This window comes from Gottfriedia sp. ABJ_BB2_2 (assembly GCF_055484705.1).
In genome coordinates this window covers 96716-117718 of the sequence record NZ_JBVFKR010000011.1, presented here as the reverse complement: position 1 = coordinate 117718, position 21003 = coordinate 96716, and the positions used below count along the sequence as shown (strand labels likewise).

Here is a 21003-nt window from a genome sequence, read left to right as displayed (position 1 = left end):
TAAGACCCCTGAGAGATGATCAGGTTGATAGGTCAGAGGTGGAAGCGTGGTGACACGTGGAGCTGACTGATACTAATCGGTCGAGGACTTAACTAACAAGTTTGATAATGACATTATCTAGTTTTGAAGGTATAAAATGGTAAAAATTCCAAAAAAATCTTCAAAATATGTTGACTTTGATTGGTATTTTGATATAATAATCATTGTCACAATTAAATGAATCAAGTGATGATAGCGAAGAGGTCACACCCGTTCCCATACCGAACACGGCAGTTAAGCTCTTCAGCGTCGATGGTAGTTGGGGGTTTCCCCCTGTGAGAGTAGAACGTCGCTTGGTTCAAAACCATTCCGCAGTAGCTCAGTGGTAGAGCACTCGGCTGTTAACCGAGTGGTCGTAGGTTCGAATCCTACCTGCGGAGCCATTTTTTATGCTTCCATAGCTCAGCAGGCAGAGTACTTCCATGGTAAGGAAGAGGTCACCGGTTCGAGCCCGGTTGGAAGCTTGGAAAAGACTTACACATATGGCCCGTTGGTCAAGCGGTTAAGACACCGCCCTTTCACGGCGGTAACACGGGTTCGAATCCCGTACGGGTCACCACTTATATTATGGAGGATTAGCTCAGCTGGGAGAGCACCTGCCTTACAAGCAGGGGGTCGGCGGTTCGAGCCCGTCATCCTCCACCATTTAATTTAATAACTCCGGAGGGGTAGCGAAGTGGCTAAACGCGGCGGACTGTAAATCCGCTCCCTGTGGGTTCGGCGGTTCGAATCCGTCCCCCTCCACCATTTATTGTTGGGCTATAGCCAAGCGGTAAGGCAACGGATTTTGATTCCGTCATGCCCTGGTTCGAATCCAGGTAGCCCAGCCATTTTTTATTTACACAATTTCATTCAAATTGATCGTAATTTCATTACGAGCCATTAGCTCAGTAGGTAGAGCATCTGACTTTTAATCAGAGGGTCGAAGGTTCGAATCCTTCATGGCTCACTCTTTTTTTTTATGCGGAAGTAGTTCAGTGGTAGAATACAACCTTGCCAAGGTTGGGGTCGCGGGTTCGAGCCCCGTCTTCCGCTCCATTTCTGTATAAATATATAATGGGGCCTTAGCTCAGCTGGGAGAGCGCCTGCCTTGCACGCAGGAGGTCAGCGGTTCGATCCCGCTAGGCTCCACCAATATACATAAAGTGTAACCTTAGTCTTTTGACTAAGGTTTTTTTTTGTCTCAATACATAAAATATTGAAGAGGAAAATGCATATGTATACAAAAAAATGTTGAGTTGACCCATTCGTTTCAAAAGATTTAAACTATTAATATAATTAATAACTTTAAGAATCTAATTTACGGTTCTTTATTTAAAAAATAAAGTAAGCGTTTTCTTACGTAATTGACATAGGGGGAAATAAAATGAAAAAAGAAATTTCTATTATTGGCGTACCATTAGATTTAGGTCAAACAAGACGTGGAGTGGATATGGGACCAAGTGCAATTAGATATGCACAGCTTCATGAGCGCATTGAAAATCTTTCATATAATGTTGAAGATTTAGGGGATATATTAGTAGATCGTTCATTAGTAAAAGAAGAACATACTGAACATAATTTAAAAAACTTAAAATCAGTAAAAGATACTTGTGAAAAGCTTGCAGTTGAAGTTGATGAAGTGATTAAAAGTAACAGAATGCCTTTAGTGTTAGGTGGAGACCATAGTATTGCAATCGGTACATTAGCAGGTGTTTCAAAGCATTATAATAATTTAGGTCTAATTTGGTTTGATGCTCATGGTGATTTAAATACTGCAGAAACATCACCATCTGGAAATATACACGGTATGTCACTAGCTGTGTCATTAGGTCATGGCCATGATTTATTAACGAAGATTGGTGGTTACTTCCCTAAAGTAAAACCAGAGAACGTAATCATTATAGGAGCTCGCGATCTTGACGAAGGTGAAAGAGCAATTATTAAAGAATTAGGTATTAAAGTTTATACAATGCATGAAGTTGATAAATTAGGTATGACAAAAGTGATGGAAGAAACAATTGACCACTTAAAAGAGTGTGACGGTGTTCATTTATCATTAGACCTTGATGGTTTAGATCCAATCCATGTACCTGGTGTTGGTACGCCTGTTCCTGGTGGAATCACATACAGAGAAGGTCATTTAGCAATGGAAATGTTATCAGATGCAGATATCATTACATCGATTGAATTTGTGGAAGTTAACCCAATTTTAGATGAAAAAAATAAAACAGCAATCGTAGCTGTTGCTTTAATTGGATCGTTGCTTGGAGAAAAATTATTATAAAACAAAGAATTACATGTCATTACTGTTAAAGCTAGCATAATTTGCTAGCTTTTTATTATTTATATTTCTGATCAATATCATATTTTCAAATAATTGTTAAGATAGTTAATAATTCTCAAATTTTGTGTATAACGAAAATATGGTATAATACTGAAGATACGGGTTTTAATATAAATAATTAGGAGGGTAAAAGGTGCCTTCTTTACATATGAATTTTTTACAATACTTACAAAATGGATTAGATATATTATTAGTTTGGTTTGTTATATATCGACTAATTATCATCATTCAAGGTACAAAAGCTGTTCAATTATTAAAAGGTGTTACGATTATTATCGTTGTTAAGGTATTAAGTAGCTTATTTGGCTTACATACATTGCAATTTTTAATGGATCAAGCACTAACATGGGGATTCTTAGCGGTGATCATCATCTTTCAGCCAGAACTAAGAAGAGCTTTAGAACAACTTGGTAGGGGTCGTTTTTTCTCTAGAACTTCTCCTGGCGGTGCCAATGATAGAACCGACATAGTGGAAAGTATAGCTAAAGCAACAGAATACATGGCAAAACGAAGAATAGGTGCTCTTATATCGTTTGAAAGACAAACTGGTATGGGTGATTATATTGAATCAGGTATCCCGCTGAATGCTAATTTATCATCGGAACTGCTTATAAATATTTTTATTCCGAATACACCATTACATGATGGCGCAGTTATTATTCAAGGTGAAAAGATTACTGCAGCAGCATGTTACCTACCGCTTTCAGAAAGTGCATTTATTTCTAAAGAGCTAGGTACAAGACATAGAGCAGCAGTAGGGATTAGTGAAGTAACTGATAGCATTACAATTGTTGTTTCCGAAGAGACAGGGGCTGTTTCAGTTGCTAGAAATGGGAACTTATATAGAGAATTATCAAAAGATGAACTTGTTAATTTATTGAATACGGAACTAAAATCACCAGAAGAGTCCACTACATCAAAATGGAATTGGAAGGTAAAACGTAATGGATAATTTTATGGATAACCGTTGGATTTTAAGAGGAATCGCATTATTAGTTACTTTATTACTTTTTATGTCTGTTAATTTAGTTCCACAATCGAGTAGCTCGAACATAATTGATTTACCAATGATGAATAAAAAAGAGCTACTGAGAGATATTCCTGTAACGCCAATCTATGATCAAGAAAATCTAATTGTAGATGGTATTCCAAAAACTGTATCAGTACAGTTAGATGGTCCAAATAGTATCGTTAAAACTGCTGAAATGAAAAGAGATTTTGAAGTTTACATAGACCTTACTTCTTATGCATTAGGAACATATGAAGTCCCTTTAAAAGTACGCAATTTATCAGAAAAGATTAAAGCAACGATTAAACCAAGGACTGTTACAGTTACGATTAAAGAAAAAGTAGAAAAAGTAGTCTCAATTAAAGCAGTATATATAAATGAAAACAAAATTAAGCACGGCTATAAAGCAGAGGACGCCATAATTAAACCAAATGAAATAAAAATAGTGGGATCTGCTGAAGAAGTAGCCCAAGTATCATCTGCCAGAGTTGATATAGACGTATCAGATGCAAATCAAACGTTTAGTCAGGAACTTCCTGTGAAACTATATAATAAAAAAGGTACACAATTATCTATAAGTAGTGTCCCAAAGAATGTTGAAGTAACTGTCCCAATTGTTTCACAAAGTGCATATTTTCCGATTGAGATGATCGAAAGTGGTACTTTACAGGATGGTTTAAAATTAAAAAGTATGATAACGAATACTGATGAGGTTAAGGTATATGCATCTGAGGATTGGTTAAATAATTTTAGTGGACCAATTCAGGTGCCTGTTGATTTATCATCATTTGATAAAAGTGGTACATACGAAATTACTGTTCCAACACCAGATGGTGCATTTAGAGTTGATCCAGGTACGATAGAGGTTGTAGTTGAATTAGCTGAAGAAACGGAACAAAAATTTACAGATATACCAATCGTATTTACTGGAGAAAATGAAAATTTTACATATAAAATTACGAAACCATCTTCAGGTAAAGTTACAGTCTCTGCAAGGGGATTTGAGGAAGATTTGAGTGCAATAGACCCGAAAGATCTTATAATCACAGCAAAAGTAAGTGGATTAGAAGCAGGGACACATGAAGTAACACTATCGATTAGTGCGCCAAAAGGTGTCATTTATCGATTAAATTACGATACTGTAATCGTCGAAATGACGGATAAAAATACGGCCGAATCTGATAAGGATACAGAAATAGTAGGACAATCATCGAATTAGAAGGAGAATAATAATGGGTAAATATTTTGGAACTGATGGTGTAAGAGGGGTAGCAAATAAAGAGCTAACTCCAGAATTAGCATATAAAATTGGACGTTGTGGTGGATATGTTTTAACAAAGAATAATGTGAAACCTAAGATTTTAGTAGGTCGTGATACACGAGTATCAGGGCACATGTTAGAAGGCGCGTTGGTTGCAGGCTTACTATCAATCGGTGCAGAAGTAATGCGTTTAGGTGTTATTTCAACTCCTGGAGTTGCATATTTAACAAAAGCATTAGGTGCACAGGCTGGCGTAATGATCTCAGCTTCTCACAATCCAGTAGAGGATAATGGAATTAAGTTTTTCGGTCCAGATGGATTTAAATTATTAGATGAGCAAGAAGAGGAAATTGAAGACTTGATGGACGCTGAGGTAGATAATTTACCGAGACCAACAGGAAGTGATCTTAGCCAAGTTAGCGATTACTTTGAAGGCGGTCAAAAGTACTTACAATTCCTTAAAAATTCAATTGACGAGGATTTCTCAGGTTTATTAGTTGCTCTTGATTGTGCACACGGGGCTACTTCTTCATTAGCACCTTATATCTTTGCGGACTTAGAAGCAGATATCGTAACAATGGGAACAAATCCAAATGGATTTAATATCAATGACGGTGTAGGCTCGACTCATCCAGAAGCGCTTGCAGCGTTAGTTAAAGAAAAAGGTGCCGATGTAGGTTTATCATTCGATGGCGATGGAGATCGTTTAATTGCAATTGATGAGAATGGTGATATCGTTGATGGTGACCAAATTATGTATATTTGTGCAAAGCATTTAAATGAAAAAGGACGCTTAAAGCAAAATACCGTTGTATCGACTGTTATGAGTAATCTAGGTTTTTATAAAGCTGTAGAATCTAATGGAATGAAAAGTGCCGTAACAGGTGTTGGTGACCGTTATGTGATGGAAGAAATGAGAAAAAATGGTTTTAACCTAGGTGGAGAACAATCAGGTCATATCATTTTCTTAGATTATATTACAACTGGTGATGGCATGTTAAGTGCGATTCAGCTTGTAAACATCATGAAGGAAACTGGAAAAACATTATCACAATTAGCTGGAGAAATGAAAAAATATCCACAATTATTGATCAATGTTCGTGTTACAGATAAAAACGAAGCATTAAACAATGAGCGAATTAAAGCAACAATTGAAGAAGTAGAAGCTGAAATGAATGGAAATGGTCGTATTTTAGTACGTCCTTCAGGTACAGAGCCATTAATTCGTGTAATGGCAGAAGCTCCATCAGCAGAAGAATGTAAGCAATTTGTTGAAAGAATCGTAAATGTTGTAAAAGAAGAAGTTGGCGAATAATAAATAAAAATTTATATGCATAGATGAGCACTAATGTGTCCTTCTATGCATATTTTTGTTATATAAGCGACTATACTTTCAAAACTTCAAAAAATATTTTTGTTGACCATGACTTTTGAATTATAGTATAGTAGTTTTATTGTTTTCCTAACATGAGAGGAGGATATGAATTAATAAAGGTTTAAACAAAGCGCCAGAACTACACAGGACGAAAATGTGTAGTTGACGAGGTGGAGTTTTATCGAAGTTTCGGCGGATGACTCCCGGTTGATGTATCACAACCGAAATTATTTATGTAAAACACGCGGGTGACCGAGTGGACAAAAGTAAATAATCTGATACACCGTTTAAAAAATTATAAAATGAACTCGCTAATTGCGATAATACGAAAGGTAGGTGGATATTGCTTGTAAGTCCTCTACCGCTATTAAACATGACGAGGGAATAGAAAATTAAATAATAAACGGTTAGGGAAACAGCATTCCATTCCTAGACAACTTTTGTACGTCTTGTTAGAGGACTTACTAAGCAATAGATATTATGTGTGGAATCGTTGGATATATTGGAAATAATAATGCTAAGGAAATTTTGTTAAAAGGTTTAGAGAAATTAGAGTATCGTGGATACGATTCTGCTGGGATTTCTCTTTTAACAGATAATGGTGTAGAAGTTTATAAAGAAAAAGGTAGAATTGCAATTTTACGTGAAGCTATTCCAGCAAAGGCAGACGGGCATGTTGGAATCGGACATACTAGATGGGCTACACACGGAGCACCAAGTAAGCGTAATGCGCATCCTCACCAAAGTTCTACTGAACGTTTTACACTTGTTCATAATGGTGTTATTGAAAACGATGTACAGTTAAAAAACGATTATTTAAATGACTTTAACTTTACTAGTGATACTGATACAGAGGTTATCGTACAGTTAGTAGAGCTGCATATTAAAAAAGGTTTAACAGTTTTAGAAGCATTTACAGCAACATTAAAACTTTTAAAAGGTTCTTATGCAATTGCATTATTAGACAAACAAAATGAAGATGTAATTTATGTTGCAAAAAATAAAAGCCCACTTCTTGTAGGTGTTGGTGAAGAATTTAATGTTATTGCTTCAGACGCAATGGCTATGTTACAAATTACTGATCAATTTATCGAGTTACATGATAAAGAAGTAATTTTAGTATCAAAAGACGAAGTTCAATTAATGGACTTAAACGGTAATAAAATTGAGCGTGCTCCATATACAGCTGAAATTGATGCTAGTGACATTGAAAAAGGAACGTATCCTCATTTCATGTTAAAAGAAACTGATGAGCAACCATTAGTAATCCGTAACATCATTCAAAAGTATCAAAATGAAAATGGCGAACTTGAAATTGATAGTGAAATAAAAGCAGCTTTAGCTGAAGCGGATCGATTATATATCGTTGCTTGTGGAACTAGCTACCATGCTGGTTTAGTAGGAAAACAATTCATCGAAAAAATGGCTGGTGTTCCTGTAGAAGTACATGTTGCTAGTGAGTTTTCATACAACATGCCATTACTATCGGAAAAACCATTATTTATCTACATTTCACAAAGTGGTGAAACAGCAGATAGCAGAGCGGTATTAGTACAAACAAACAAATTAGGCTATAAAGCAATTACGATTACAAACGTTCCAGGATCTACATTATCTCGTGAAGCTAACTATACTCTGCCATTACATGCAGGTCCAGAAATCGCAGTAGCATCAACAAAAGCATACACAGCACAATTAGCAGTATTAGCAATCGTAGCAAATGACTTAGCTAAAGCTAAAGGTAAAGTTGTTAACTTTAACCTAGTAAAAGAGTTAGGTATCGTAGCAAATGCGATGGAATCTATTTGTGGTCAAAAAGAAGAAATGGAGAAAATTGCTTCTGAATTCTTAGCAACTACTCGTAATGCATTCTTCATCGGCCGTAACGTTGACTACTTCGTATGTTTAGAAGGTGCTTTAAAACTAAAAGAAATTTCTTACATCCAAGCAGAAGGATTTGCGGGTGGAGAATTAAAACACGGAACAATTGCTTTAATTGAAGAAGGTACACCAGTAGTTGCATTAGCGACTCAAGAGTCAGTAAACCTTAACATCCGTGGAAACGTAAAAGAGGTTGTTGCTCGTGGAGCAAACCCATGTATTATCTCAATGGAAGGTTTAGAAATGGAAGGCGATCGCTTCGTACTACCAAAAGTACAAGAAGAATTATCACCAATCTTATCTGTACTACCATTACAATTAATCTCTTACTATGCAGCATTGCACCGTGGTTGTGACGTTGATAAACCACGTAACTTAGCGAAATCTGTTACAGTTGAATAATTTTTTTTGGTAAATGTTCGATAATGTAAAAAGACAATAAAGTTGGAAAATTTACAATAAAGTTGGAAAATAAAATTTTAAGTTAGAACAATTTCTTTTTAATGTTAGGAATGAAGTTCCATATCTGTGAGTTAAACAAAGCATGCAACAACTTATATTTAAGCTTGACATAACGTTATAAGTAATTATGACAAGTGTACACTTATAAGTTATTTAAAACAAAACTAGGAGTTGGAAAAAATGAACCATTTCGAAAATGAAAATATTCCAACAAAAGAAGATTTTCATGTAAGTGAAGTCGATGAACGAGTAGTAATAAGAAAACCAATTAAAGCTTAAGTTTAATCTTAAAAAGAGGCTATGATGTAAACTATGTTTACGGTAGCCTCTTTTTTTGTATTTGCAATATTGATCTTTAATTGTGACATTTATCACTTAAACTAAATGGCAGTATAGTTTAAGTGAAATGCTTCACAAATAGGGGCGGGTTTTATGATTGAAGGGGACTTTTCGAGCAACAATGTACTTTCTATTTGATAATGTTTTTATATTACAGAAGCCTTTATATCAGGACTGTTAGCATTTCCATGATAGTGGTGAAAAATGTGAAGTTACTTACAACTTTTTTATAACAGGATTTAGTATAAGAAGATTCCTCTGATTTTAAGTTGATGCAGGATTAAAAAACTATCTCGTTGAATAAATTAACTTAAATACTGTGTAAACACATAAAAAAGGAAGTGTAAGATTGTTAGAGAATAGAAAAGTATGTGAACCCCAAATATCAAAAAAGAAAATTTTCGCATCTCTTTTATTTGTTCCTGGAGTATATCTAATGATTATAATTTCAACATTATTAATAGTTTTGATTGGGTGCGGATTAATTCTTTTCATTAATTATTTAATTAATAAATTTGTAGGTGAAATGGGATTTGCAAATTTAGCCATTTATTTACTTGCAGCATTACCTTTCTTTGGAATTTTAATTGGACTAATAAGCAGTGTAATAGCAATCGTATCTACCTTATTTGGAAATAAGCACTTTGAACCTGCAATTTTAATTAATCATTCCGATCATCCAAAACTACACAACCTTATTAATGAACTTTCAAAAGAAATGAATACTAAAATGCCAGATTCAATCATTTTACATATAAAGTCAAATTTTTTCGTATCAAATGGAAAAATTAGAGTCTTTAACGGAGTTGCAAAAGGTAGGATATTATCAATTAGTTTACCATTATTAAATGTATTAACTATTAATGAACTTAGAGCAATATTAGCTCATGAATTTGCACATTTTACAGGCAGAGACTTATTTTATAGCCGTATTGTACTTCCAGTCTATAAGGGTGCTGCTACCTATCTAGACTATATATCATCAGTCTTTAATTACAATGGTAGACATTTAGGCATTATTTCAGTCCCAATGATTTTACCAAATTTGCTAATGAAGTATTATCTTAGAATTTTTCATAAATATAATATGAGTATGTCAAGAGATAGAGAGTACAGGGCTGATTACATTGCAACATTAATTTGTGGAAATGAGATTGTTAAAGAAGCTTTATGTAAGATAGTTAGTCATGGGGATGTATATGATCGTTTAATTGATGAGCATATGAGTGAAAAAATTGTTCACGGTTTTGAATTTGAAAATTACTTTAATCATTACCGGGAGTATATTGGAGATTACACGAAATATATTGATGAATCATTGGTAGAAGCATTAAAAGCAAATGAAGACGAGTATAATTCACATCCTTCTTTATTAAATAGAATTTTAAACCTACCAAATGTTAAAACCAAACACGATGAAAATGAAAAGTCACTAGAATTAATTAACCATCTAGGTTACATAGAAGTTAATATGACTAAACAATATAATTATTACCTATATCAACATTTAGCTGGTTCATCATTTATGTATGAGTAATGTTATTATTATTTGAATTACACCTCCGGGGGCCAATCATCAAATATATAGAGTTCTTGAACAAACTGGCGTTTAATAACAAAAAGAGGGTGATCGTAATCGGTCATCCTCTATTTCACTATTTGGCAGATTAATTCAAGAAGGAATTAATTAATATTTTAGGGAATAAGGTAAAGATTAAGATAAAAAATGAAATATTTACTTTAAATGAAGGAGAATTAAATGAAAAAGGTGGGAATTATCTTAGCCGCAATTGTAGTTAGCCTAGGACTGATCGTAAGTATCGTTATTTTTAACTTTTATCGCGTCAAAGAACTACCGGTTGTAGCCAATAATACTCAAACGAAAGCACATTTTACAATACCTGAAAAAAAAGACTCCATTAAGGTTGTCACAAGCATTCATATTACCGAGTGTGAAGTTGTTGAAGTTGCTTATGCAGAGAATAAACTTCATCAAGCTATTTGCGATGATGGAAGTAAGGATGGATTTACTGACCAAGATATTATAGACAAACAGGCACATCCAACGCTTAGAGTTGGTGATACAGTTATTATTACAAGGTCTGAAGATGGCATATTAAATGTACGTAATGTAATTGAATAACTGAATTATACATGATCGACTGTTTGGTCGGTCTTTTTTCTAGTACATGCAATATAGTTCAATAAGAAGGACTAATATAAATGAAAATATAATTATGAATAAAGCCAAAAAAAGGGGGAGATTTTATTAAATACGTTTATCATATGGTTCCAAGAAATATGAGTGGAGAAACACTTATGTCCTTAAATAAAATAAAGGTTATGGATTCAGAACTATATAAACAGTATGCAAAAAAGTACTATGACCACCCTGAACGACCAAAACTTTTGGCAAAAGAAATTCCAAAATTGAATTGCTTGTGGAATGATGTTATTCATTTATTACCTTTACATCCACATCTTGTCTATGATGCCCTTAGAACTGTTGGTGTTAAAGTAAAAATAGATTTAATGTTTTATAAGATCCCGACTAAAAACTTAGTAAATAATAAGAATGTGGTTTATTTATACAGTAAAGAAAATTATATAGGACCTGCTGCGAAAATAAATAGCGAAGATGTTCATTTTATAGATATAGAGGAATATGAAGAAATTACTGAGCTTCCAATAGATACCCGAAATTACTATGAGGAAGAAAATAAGAAAGGCAATAAGTTTGGGATGTTTCCATTTATTCCTCACATTTTAAGTTTAGGAGTAGTAAGTGTATTAAATGCAGAGGTAATAAATTGGAGTGAGAGCTACAAGTAATCATAATTTTTGCATATTGAACTAACTTGCGCATTAGTTCAATTTCATGAAGGCTGCTTATGCAGTCTCTTTTTTTGTGCAATGCAAAATTATTGAAATAGTTGATGTCTTGATACTTAACAATAATTAAGTACATACTTGTGGGGAAATTGTTTATAATTGGACTATCATCAATGTAGGGAGAAATTCATGAAGAAAATAAAAATACTAATTATATTTCTCATTATAGGAGTTATAGGGTATTTAATTTATTACAATAACCAATTTAATGTGAGAAATAATAAAGAATCCATTCAGATAAATGTAAATAAATTTATTAATAGAGGCGAAGTTAATAAAATGGATCCTAAAATAATCGAAGTTGTTCGATTGGCAGATTCAAATACTTATTTAGCTTCGTTCAATACTGAAAAAATGCTTGGATACGCTATACTTAAAAAGGGTTTGAATAACAAAATGAAAATTGAAGGTGCAAGATATGGCACTAATAAAGTTAAGTATTCTGCAATTAAGACAAATAAAGGGCATTTTGGTGTTTTGACTGGTGTTAACCAAACGAAAATAGATCATATTGCTGCAAGGTTATTAAATGAAAAATACACTTTTACAGTAAATGTTTCAACAGAACGATACTTTATCAAATATAAAAAATTACCAAAGAAAATAGAAAAACCATTTCCTGCTGAATTTAATTTCTATGATAAAAATAATAATGTTCTTTCTAAACGAAACAATTAACGCCAAAAGGGGTCACATATTTATGTCAGAAACTCAAATTATTATTGGAATTCCTGGTAATTGGAAAAATAGAACTGAAATAATTCAGTCAGTTGCTTCTAAAAGTGAAGGTTATTTGATGGCTGGAAATATCATTCATAACTCACAAAAAAACATTGGATTTCAAGTTGAAGTCTATGATTATGAACCAAATCTAAAGGAAGCATTCATATATGCAAGTAGAGATACCTTTCAACAATCTTTATTAGATGATATTGAACAACATACCTATACTATATATATTATTGCAGATGTAAAAGATATAGGCGATGTAAAAGAAGTTGTAGATGTAGGAGTTGCCTTACTAAAAGCAGGTGGATTAGCAGTTAAAATTGAATCTTCTGGTGTTGCATACACAAAAGAGGATTGGAACGAACTTCAATCGAATAAAGATTTTTTTCCTCTCTATTCACATTTTGTCACTCTTATCGGGGAAGATGAGTGTTATTTCTCATGTGGTATGAAGGCATTTGGTCTTCCAGACGTTGTAATTCCGTCTACAATTGACACTGAAGAAGCTGCCGATATTTTAAATAATTTTAATCTCTATAATATAGTTGAGAACCCCACTTTTAATAATGGAGAAACATTTAGTATCAGCGAAGATACACCTGTATTAAAGATAACTGCAATTAATGATTTTAGATATGATCAAGAGGATTTGTTTTTTAACCCATTTGGATTACTAGAATTAAAGCCAATATAATAATAAACATTTATTATATTTCTTATGTAACTAACGGATGCGTTAGTTAAACAACATGATCGACTATTTAGTCGATTTTTTTATTGTACTTTTTACCAGAATCAAATGAAATGTACAAATAATATTTTCAAAGACTTAATGGTAAATTGTTGATATACTTCAGTTTGAGTTATCAATTAGGACGGTGTTTTCAAATGAGTATTCCTGTTTTAGGATTAATTTTACAACTGTTATTTATTGCATTTATTACTGCTTTTAACTTTATTAGAATTTTTGTAATGGAACATTATAGTGTATATCCAGTAGCATTTTTTGAACTATTCCTAGGTTTATCTAGCTTTATTTGTGGGATGGTTGGGATATTCAAGAGAGTAAATCCATTACTTTCTGTATTCGTAATGATATTTGGGGTATTAATTTGTTGTTATTTCGTATTTATTTATCTATTACCTGAAGCTGGAATACCACCAGCAATCCCTTGGTTGTTCTCAGAATAATTATATCTCTTATGCAACTAACGGATGCGTTAGTTTAATAAGTTCACGAGTCGCTAATGCGACTTTTTTTATTTACTTATTTGTCAGAATGGATGAAGGATTCTTTACAATTAGATATAATTAATATTAAAACTAACTAATTTAGTGAAATAATCAAACAAGTGAGGATATAGATGATAGAAGAATTGGATGTTAGATGTCATTTATCCGGAGACAAATTTTCTCCAAAAAAGGTAGAAGAATTAACTGGAGTAAAACTGATGCAGAAAAAAGAAGTAGGAGAAATTGGAACAAAAGGTCCTTTTAAGGGACAACCTGTAAAATATGGGTCTGGTGTTCTATTTCCGCCAGAAGGTATAGTGTATTTGGATTATAATAATAAGATTTATTTGGTTGCAAAGACATTATATGATTTTATAGATGATTTTAAAAAATGTGGAGTAGATGAGATTGACTTAGTTATAGGTGTATTTTATAGAGAACAATGCAATTTTTCTCTAGAACCAGAAGCTCTTAAGTTAATAGGTGAGTTAGGTATACATTTATCGATAAGCTGTTACGAAAACGAATAACTGATCTTCTTCAACTAACGATCGCTTTAGTTGAACAAAAAAAGAGGATAATCATTAACCGATTATCCTCTTTTTGCCGTTAAGGCAGTATATTTAAAGAGGATTTTAAATATTTGCAAAGAAATTTATTACTTAAAATGGTCTTAATTAATAAGGAGAATTAATATGCAAATATGGTTTGGGTCGTCAGGAATATGTATAAATGAAAATAATGAGTTGCTAATGGTTTTACAAGGAAGGCCTGAAGAGAAAAAAACGTGGTCTTTTCCATCAGGAGGTAGAGAAGAGAACGAATCTTTTGAGGAATGTTGTATTAGAGAAATTGAGGAAGAAACGGGATATATAGTTGAAGTAATTAAGGAGATAAAAGTAAAAAAGGGTTTTTATGAAAGATTTAATATATCTTTTGAAGCTCACTATTTTTTAGTTAAAGTAATCGGTGGGGTGAGAAAAATACAAGATCCTGATAACTTAATTTATGACATAGAATGGAAATCCTCAGAAGAAATAAAAGATTTAGATTTAACATTTCCGGAAGATCGAAGTTTTTTAATAGACTGTCTAAAAAATATAAAATAGCGTTACTTCTTCTTCAACTAACGTATGCGTTAGTTATACAACCATGGACTACTTCGGTAGTCTATTTTTTTATATTAACCCTAATTTTTTTGTTTATTTTGCTTAATTAAATGAAGCTCATTTCAGCCGATATTATAAGTAAAACTACTTATGATTGACGAAAATCTAACGTTATTAATTAAACTTAAAAAGGAGAACAAAATGAGCGAATTTACTTCTGGAAATCTTTTGTTAGCAAATAATGAAGCAATAGTTAGAAAGTTTGCGATTCCCGAGTCGAAAATTAGCAAAATTAATTCGGATTGGCTTGTTTACTTAACAAAGGATTTATATGTTGAATCTGAGGTACCTGATTATATTTATATACTATCTAACGAGAGGCCAGTTTTATATTTTTATAATTTTTCTGATCACTATTGGGGTTACAGTATCATACATAAGAGTGAGGAAATTGCCTACCTGCATGTATCTTTGGAATATGAAGATGAATTATTGTATGAGATTGGAATGGAAAGAGATCCAGTGGAGATGAGAAAGAATTTTGGAGAAATTGAAGGTTTAAGAGAAGAATTAGAAGAAAAAAATGTGTTTGAAGAATACTATCAAAATATCTTTAATGATTGTAATGTTGAAAGTTTTAGACTGTTTGAAATCGATAATGATAAAATTGAACAATTGAAGAAGATATTAAATGTAGCTTATGCTCCTGATATAGACGACGCAATGGAATTATGTGAAGAATTTAAAGAAATAATTGGAATTGAAGAAATGAGTTGGGTTAATTACGAAAAAGAAATTGAATAAATATTTAAAATTTGATCTTTAACTAACTGGCGCGTTAGTTAAATAAGTGTAATTTTCGATTATCGTGAGGTGAAACATTGAGTAATAGATCAAGAGCATTTGCAGCAATAATTGAGAATGATAATATCCTTATGGTTCACATAATTAAAGGTGAAAAGCACTTTTGGACATTGCCAGGTGGTGGACTTGAAAACCATGAGACATTCGAAGAAGCTGTAATTAGAGAAGTACAAGAAGAAGTTAATTTAAAGGTCAAGGTAATTAAACATTTATATACAAATAATTATGAGCATGGTGTTGAAAAGTGTTTCTTGGTACAAACACTAGAACGAAATTCAACACCTCAGTTAGGCTTTGACCCTGAATTACCGTTAGAACAGCAAGAGTTGAAAGAATTTAAATGGCTACCGATTAAAGAAATGGCAGATGATATCCAAGTGTCAGAGGTAATTAGAACTTTGGAATTATTGGTAGAGTAGTTAAATTCGAGTTTCTTATTGAACTAACTGGCGCGTTAGTTGTAGTACACGATCGACTTGTTTAGTCGATTTTTTTTATTGTGCAAATTAGCAGTTTAGTTGATTATATAGTTAGTGTATATTAATTTCGAATTTTACCAATAAAAATTAGTTGCATTGGAGGGATTTATTTGAATGAATTAATCTTAGATACTGTATTATTTTCAAAAGTGGCATCTAAACTAGAGACATACGAAATATTTGATGCAGATTGGAAAGACGAGTATGGACTAGTAGTGATTTTAAAAGAAAAAAAGAAGTTTATGCTCTACTTTAATGATGAAATTTTTCTTTCACTAAACATTAAGATAGACTTTCCAATTGTAAGGTGGGTTGATAATAATACAATTATTATTGTCGATACTAGAGACGATTCTAATAAGGATAATGTTTTTATTTTAAACTTAGATGGTATAGTAATAGATTCTTTTAATTGTGGAGATGGAGTTGAAGATGTCGAAGTAGGTGAGGAAGGTATTTGGATCAGTTACTTTGATGAAGGTGTCTTTGGAAATGGAATATCGACAGAGGGTTTAGTATTATTCTGTTTGAATGGTAAAATCATTTTTAGGTATCATTCAGACTTATTAAATAGGCCACCTATAGATGATTGTTATGCGATTACTAAAGGAAGGGGATCATCCATTTGGTTATTCCCATATTCTGAATTCCCTTTGATACAACTTTACCCTGAATCAAGAGAAATAAAAACTTATAAAGTCCCACCAAAATTACGAGGTTCTAATGCTATTTGTATTAGAGGTAAATATGCTTACTTTTATGGTAGGTATGATTCAAGCGGTGAGCTTTTTTGTTGGGAAATTGGAAAGAAAAAACTCGAAAAGATAGGGAATATTAATGGGATTATAAGAGGGATTAGTAATGGAGAAAGAAACCATTTCATTTCTATATCTGATGAAAATATAAAATTACATAGGATAATTATAGATGATGAATTCAATTTTTCTTAATACCTCACCTTGAAAACTGGCTACTAAATTAAAATATTGATTTGCATATAATGAGTTGCAATGGCAGCTCTTTTTCCTTTTGGAATTTATGTTTATAATTATTATAGAAGTATAAGTTATCACTTGTTCAACTAACTGGCGCTTTAGTTGAACAACAAAAAGAGGTTTAACATTATTCGATCATCCTAACACCTAAATTTAACACGGATGCTATTGTTGATGGATTTGGATTAAGTACTTTAATTGTACGGTACAACGGACAATATATTATAAGATAAATTTATTTTAAGGGGTACGGTTAGTCTAAAAGAAAGAAAAGTGGTAGATGAACGAATTGATTTCATTGTTATTCCGTTATATGTAGAGCAAAAACAACGTTAGATATCGCTCGAACGTAAAATTACTACTTCTCAGAATAAAATGAGAGCCGAGTAGAATTGTACTATAAAGATTTCTCGGTTACCGAGGAGTCTTTTTTAGTTCAATTAAATAATTTAAAAAATTTATAAAAATAAAAAATAAAAATTGTAATAATATTTTAATGGAATTATAATGAATAGGGTTTTGATTAAAAAAGGAGGACTCATTTTTAATAGTTTTATAATGAAAATTTAATTTAAGGGGTTTGACAGCATGAAAAAACAAAACTTTAAGCAATATTTTATTAGTTTATTTGTTTTGGTACTTGTACTAAATTCAATACCTATTAAAGGTATTGCTGAGGACAATACGACAACTCATATAAACGAAGTTACAAATGATTCACCGACCATGGAAATAGGTGAAATTATCGAACAAAGAACGGAAAATTCTAAAGATTATTACAACGGTAATGGTTCTTATACTAAAAAGATATTTTTCGAACCTATTCATACAAAAGAAGATGGTCAATATGAAGAAATATCGGCAGATTTAACACCAAATCAACAAAATTCCAATTTAATTGAAACAGAAAATACAAAATTGAAGACTAATTTCCTTACTAAAATGGAAAATGGTAAATATGCTACTTTTGAATATAAAAATCATTTGATAGAGTTTTCAATTTTAGAAGCTTCCGGAAATGGTGTAGACTCTACTAAAGTAAATGATTCAGAAGCAACTTATAAAACAGAGGATAATCAACTTTTCTACAAAGAGATATTCCCAAAAATTGATTTAAGAAACTTTACGTTCAACCAAAATTCTAAAGAAGATATAATCTTAAATAGTTATGAAGGTTTTCATAAATTTACCTTCCAAATAAAAACTGAATTAAAAGCAGTGAAATCTGATGACACATCAATTTCATTTGTCGACGATGACGAAAAGGAAATATTTAACTTACCAGCACCAATTATGACAGATTCCAATTATGATGAGCACTTGGGAGAGGGAGTTTCATCAAATGATGTAACGTACTCCTTGGTAAAGATTGATGGAGGCTATCAATTAATTGTAAATGCAGACCCAAACTGGTTAGAAGATCCAGCTCGTAAATATCCTGTTTTCATTGATCCAACAACTTCAATTTCAATTTCAACAGACACTTACGTTTCTAACTTAGAACCGACAAAAAATTATGAAGATCCTGCAAGCAAATGGTCAGAAGCATTAGGTGAATACGTATTACCAGTTGGTTATTATGGAACAACAACCGGAACAAATTATGCTTTACTTAAGAACCCAATTGCAAGCATACAAGGTCTAAACATAGATCGCGCTACATTTTATGCTTATGTCACTCATCATTACTATGCAAGTCCAACACCGAATGGGATATGGTTAGATCGTAATGATACAGATTTTAGTCCAAATTCGGTTACCTGGAACACTAAGCCTAGTTCTACGAATATAGCATCAGATAGTGTAGGGATTAATCAATGGGCAGCTTTTAACGTCACATCAACAGTTAAAGGATGGGCAGATGGCTCAATTCCGAATTATGGATTTAAATTGCATACAAATGGCAATGGTCAAACATATTGGAAAAAAATTGTATCTTCGGCAAATGCTACAAATAAACCATATTTATCAATTGCTTATACAATTCCTGTTCCAAATCCACCAAAAAGTAAAGTTTATACTAATTCAGATGGAACAGGTTATATTGACTTAAGCTGGGAAAAAGTAAAGGGGGCTACGGGTTATTCCGTTTGGATTTTTAACGGAGTAAGTTATGAAGAATTCCCTGTACAAGGTGATGGAAATACAACTTCATGGAGTACAAAGAATAAAAAAATTTGGCCGAAAGTATCTGGCAGATACCAACTACACCATGATGATGGTTTAGGTTCGGAACTTCCCGTCAATCCATCGAATGTTTATAAATATTCAGGTGGGAATTACCCTACTGCTCGTCATTATTGGTTTAGAATTTCGACAAAATACCAATTAGGGGAAAGTACAAGGTCGTTACCAAGTACACCTGCTATTTTGCCGTTACCGAATGCACCATCTGGGAAAATATATAGTAATACAGTTGAAGGCATAGATGGGTATGCTGAGTTAAACTGGGATCCAATACCAGGTGCATCTGGATATAAAGTATGGCTATATAATGGAACTAAGTATGAAGCTATTGATGTTGGAAACGTAACTTCTTGGTCAACAAAGGGTAAAGGTATATGGCCGACTAGCACTGAAATTGCTAATGCCACTCCTACAAAGTTAATGTTCCATACTGATGGTACAGGTAACGACCTTCCGAAGGAACCATTTAAGTTATACGAAAAAATGGGGACAGGTTATGCAACTAGTAAAAATTTCTTTTTTAGATTAAGTGCATATAATACAAATGGAGAAACTGTATATTCTCAAAGTTCTTTATCTCAACCTATGTTGAATAGTTTGAAAATACTTGATACTCCAAAAAACTTTACTGGTTTCTCAGATTATATAACTGATAATGAAGGTTATTTTAACTTAAGTTGGGACGCTGTACCAAATGCTTCTGGTTATATGGTTTGGATATATAACGGAAAAGAGTATCAAGGTTTTGATGTCAAAAATGTTACTAACTGGTCTACGAAAGATAAAGGAATTTGGTTAACAGATCAGGAAATCTCTGCTGGTAAATATCAGTTGCACACTGATGGATTAGGTAGAAATTTAACTGATGAACCTTTTGCTGTATATAGAAATGTAAATTCTGATTACGAAAACTATTTAAATTACTTTTTTAAAATTAGTGCCTATGATAATAGTGGAAATATATCTTCCTACTCTGAAATTTACAAGCCAACACTTCTGTCCATTTCTGATGAGGGGGAATTTACATCTGGCGATGTAATTACAGAAGATGATTTAAGCGCAGAGGATTTGCAAACAATCCAACAATTAGAAGAAGAGGAATTAGCAAACCCTGAACCTGAAATTGAACAATTTTTAGTTGATGAATCAAAAATGGATGCTGAAGGTAACGTTATTCTAGATGAAAATTCGTTCATAATTAACCCTGAATATGAGCCATCGTATATCGAAGAACCAAGTGACTATTTGATTGATAGTACCGAAATAAATACAGATAATCTAAGTCCATCAATGCAAATCGCAAGTTTCGCAGCACCGTTAAGTAGTACGCCTACAACATTAAGAGGAATGTCAAGAGCTAATGCTCTTAAAGCATTAATAAATGGGGCAAAGAAAGCACTTTTGAAAAAAGATGGTTCCAATAAGACTTCTAAGACAGTTAATGTAGCTAATTATAGCAAGCTTACAGATTACTTAAAAAACTATAAAACTAAAACTTTATCATATAATAGTAGAAAATATAACATTACCAAAGACGACATGAAACATTTCTTAGGTAGACATCATACAGGATTCTGGAATGGTTCCTGGTCTCCAAATGGTCAACCACAAACATTTTTCAGACCAAATACGGGTTACGGAAGTATAGAGACTATTATAAGTAAAGTATTAGATGCTCACGGTAAGAAGGTAGCACCAGGCGCTCGAAAATTTGACCAGTTTGAAGCCAAAGTAGATGGTATTGATTATGTAGTTGGTATCAATTTTGAAACAGGTAGAATTACTCAATTTTTCCCAAGACAAACTTATATAAAAAACTAAAA

At 32.7% G+C, this 21003-nt stretch carries 17 protein-coding genes, 9 tRNA genes and 2 rRNA genes; all 28 read left to right on the top strand.

Annotated features, from left to right (window positions below):
- A 23S ribosomal RNA gene (locus ACX6U0_RS18650) occupies window positions 1-96 on the top strand; the annotation flags it as partial.
- Between the two features lie 125 nt (window positions 97-221).
- A 5S ribosomal RNA gene (gene rrf / locus ACX6U0_RS18645) occupies window positions 222-337 on the top strand.
- Between the two features lie 10 nt (window positions 338-347).
- Window positions 348-422: transfer RNA gene (locus tag ACX6U0_RS18640), tRNA-Asn, on the top strand.
- An 8-nt stretch (window positions 423-430) separates the two neighbouring features.
- Window positions 431-503 (top strand) — tRNA-Thr (locus ACX6U0_RS18635).
- 20 nt (window positions 504-523) lie between these two features.
- Window positions 524-598, top strand: a tRNA-Glu gene (locus tag ACX6U0_RS18630).
- A 10-nt stretch (window positions 599-608) separates the two neighbouring features.
- A tRNA-Val gene (locus ACX6U0_RS18625) sits at window positions 609-684 on the top strand.
- Window positions 685-701: 17 nt separating this feature from the next.
- A tRNA-Tyr gene (locus tag ACX6U0_RS18620) sits at window positions 702-786 on the top strand.
- A gap of 8 nt (window positions 787-794) precedes the next feature.
- Window positions 795-869 (top strand) — tRNA-Gln (locus tag ACX6U0_RS18615).
- Between the two features lie 46 nt (window positions 870-915).
- Window positions 916-988: transfer RNA gene (locus ACX6U0_RS18610), tRNA-Lys, on the top strand.
- 14 nt (window positions 989-1002) lie between these two features.
- A tRNA-Gly gene (locus ACX6U0_RS18605) sits at window positions 1003-1077 on the top strand.
- 20 nt (window positions 1078-1097) lie between these two features.
- Window positions 1098-1173: transfer RNA gene (locus ACX6U0_RS18600), tRNA-Ala, on the top strand.
- 232 nt (window positions 1174-1405) lie between these two features.
- On the top strand, window positions 1406-2305 hold the full coding sequence (rocF, locus tag ACX6U0_RS18595; RefSeq protein ID WP_464961359.1) for an arginase: 900 nt from the start codon (window positions 1406-1408) through the stop codon (window positions 2303-2305).
- A 193-nt stretch (window positions 2306-2498) separates the two neighbouring features.
- On the top strand, window positions 2499-3317 hold the full coding sequence (gene cdaA / locus ACX6U0_RS18590) for a diadenylate cyclase CdaA (protein ID WP_464961358.1): 819 nt from the start codon (window positions 2499-2501) through the stop codon (window positions 3315-3317).
- Window positions 3310-4593: a CdaR family protein gene (locus tag ACX6U0_RS18585; RefSeq protein ID WP_464961357.1), complete on the top strand. Its 1284-nt coding sequence runs from the start codon at window positions 3310-3312 to the stop codon at window positions 4591-4593. The genes cdaA and ACX6U0_RS18585 overlap by 8 nt, the downstream gene beginning before the upstream one ends.
- A 13-nt stretch (window positions 4594-4606) precedes the next feature.
- Window positions 4607-5950, top strand: a complete 1344-nt coding sequence (glmM, locus tag ACX6U0_RS18580; RefSeq protein ID WP_464961356.1) for a phosphoglucosamine mutase — start codon at window positions 4607-4609, stop codon at window positions 5948-5950.
- 540 nt (window positions 5951-6490) lie between these two features.
- On the top strand, window positions 6491-8293 hold the full coding sequence (gene glmS / locus ACX6U0_RS18575; RefSeq protein ID WP_464961355.1) for a glutamine--fructose-6-phosphate transaminase (isomerizing): 1803 nt from the start codon (window positions 6491-6493) through the stop codon (window positions 8291-8293).
- An 835-nt stretch (window positions 8294-9128) separates the two neighbouring features.
- Window positions 9129-10229, top strand: coding sequence for a M48 family metallopeptidase (locus tag ACX6U0_RS18570; RefSeq protein ID WP_464961354.1), 1101 nt, complete (start codon window positions 9129-9131; stop codon window positions 10227-10229).
- 222 nt (window positions 10230-10451) lie between these two features.
- Window positions 10452-10835, top strand: coding sequence for a hypothetical protein (locus ACX6U0_RS18565; protein ID WP_464961353.1), 384 nt, complete (start codon window positions 10452-10454; stop codon window positions 10833-10835).
- A gap of 176 nt (window positions 10836-11011) precedes the next feature.
- Window positions 11012-11524: a group-specific protein gene (locus ACX6U0_RS18560; RefSeq protein WP_464961352.1), complete on the top strand. Its 513-nt coding sequence runs from the start codon at window positions 11012-11014 to the stop codon at window positions 11522-11524.
- A gap of 189 nt (window positions 11525-11713) precedes the next feature.
- Complete coding sequence (locus ACX6U0_RS18555) at window positions 11714-12262, top strand: hypothetical protein (protein WP_464961351.1); 549 nt, start codon at window positions 11714-11716, stop codon at window positions 12260-12262.
- Between the two features lie 22 nt (window positions 12263-12284).
- Window positions 12285-13007: a DUF4261 domain-containing protein gene (locus tag ACX6U0_RS18550; protein ID WP_464961350.1), complete on the top strand. Its 723-nt coding sequence runs from the start codon at window positions 12285-12287 to the stop codon at window positions 13005-13007.
- A 194-nt stretch (window positions 13008-13201) separates the two neighbouring features.
- Complete coding sequence (locus ACX6U0_RS18545) at window positions 13202-13504, top strand: hypothetical protein (protein ID WP_464961349.1); 303 nt, start codon at window positions 13202-13204, stop codon at window positions 13502-13504.
- A gap of 173 nt (window positions 13505-13677) precedes the next feature.
- Window positions 13678-14076: a hypothetical protein gene (locus ACX6U0_RS18540; protein ID WP_464961348.1), complete on the top strand. Its 399-nt coding sequence runs from the start codon at window positions 13678-13680 to the stop codon at window positions 14074-14076.
- A gap of 165 nt (window positions 14077-14241) precedes the next feature.
- Window positions 14242-14655, top strand: a complete 414-nt coding sequence (locus ACX6U0_RS18535; RefSeq protein ID WP_464961347.1) for an NUDIX hydrolase — start codon at window positions 14242-14244, stop codon at window positions 14653-14655.
- 201 nt (window positions 14656-14856) lie between these two features.
- Window positions 14857-15459, top strand: a complete 603-nt coding sequence (locus ACX6U0_RS18530; RefSeq protein ID WP_464961346.1) for a hypothetical protein — start codon at window positions 14857-14859, stop codon at window positions 15457-15459.
- 77 nt (window positions 15460-15536) lie between these two features.
- Window positions 15537-15938, top strand: coding sequence for an NUDIX domain-containing protein (locus ACX6U0_RS18525; RefSeq protein WP_464961345.1), 402 nt, complete (start codon window positions 15537-15539; stop codon window positions 15936-15938).
- 170 nt (window positions 15939-16108) lie between these two features.
- A complete protein-coding gene (locus tag ACX6U0_RS18520) occupies window positions 16109-16948 on the top strand; it encodes a TetR family transcriptional regulator (protein ID WP_464961344.1) in 840 nt (279 codons plus the stop codon).
- Window positions 16949-17581: 633 nt separating this feature from the next.
- Window positions 17582-21001 carry a DNRLRE domain-containing protein gene (locus ACX6U0_RS18515; protein ID WP_464961343.1) on the top strand — a complete coding sequence of 1140 codons (3420 nt, stop codon included), beginning with the start codon at window positions 17582-17584 and terminating at the stop codon, window positions 20999-21001.
- Window positions 21002-21003: the final 2 nt, after the last annotated feature.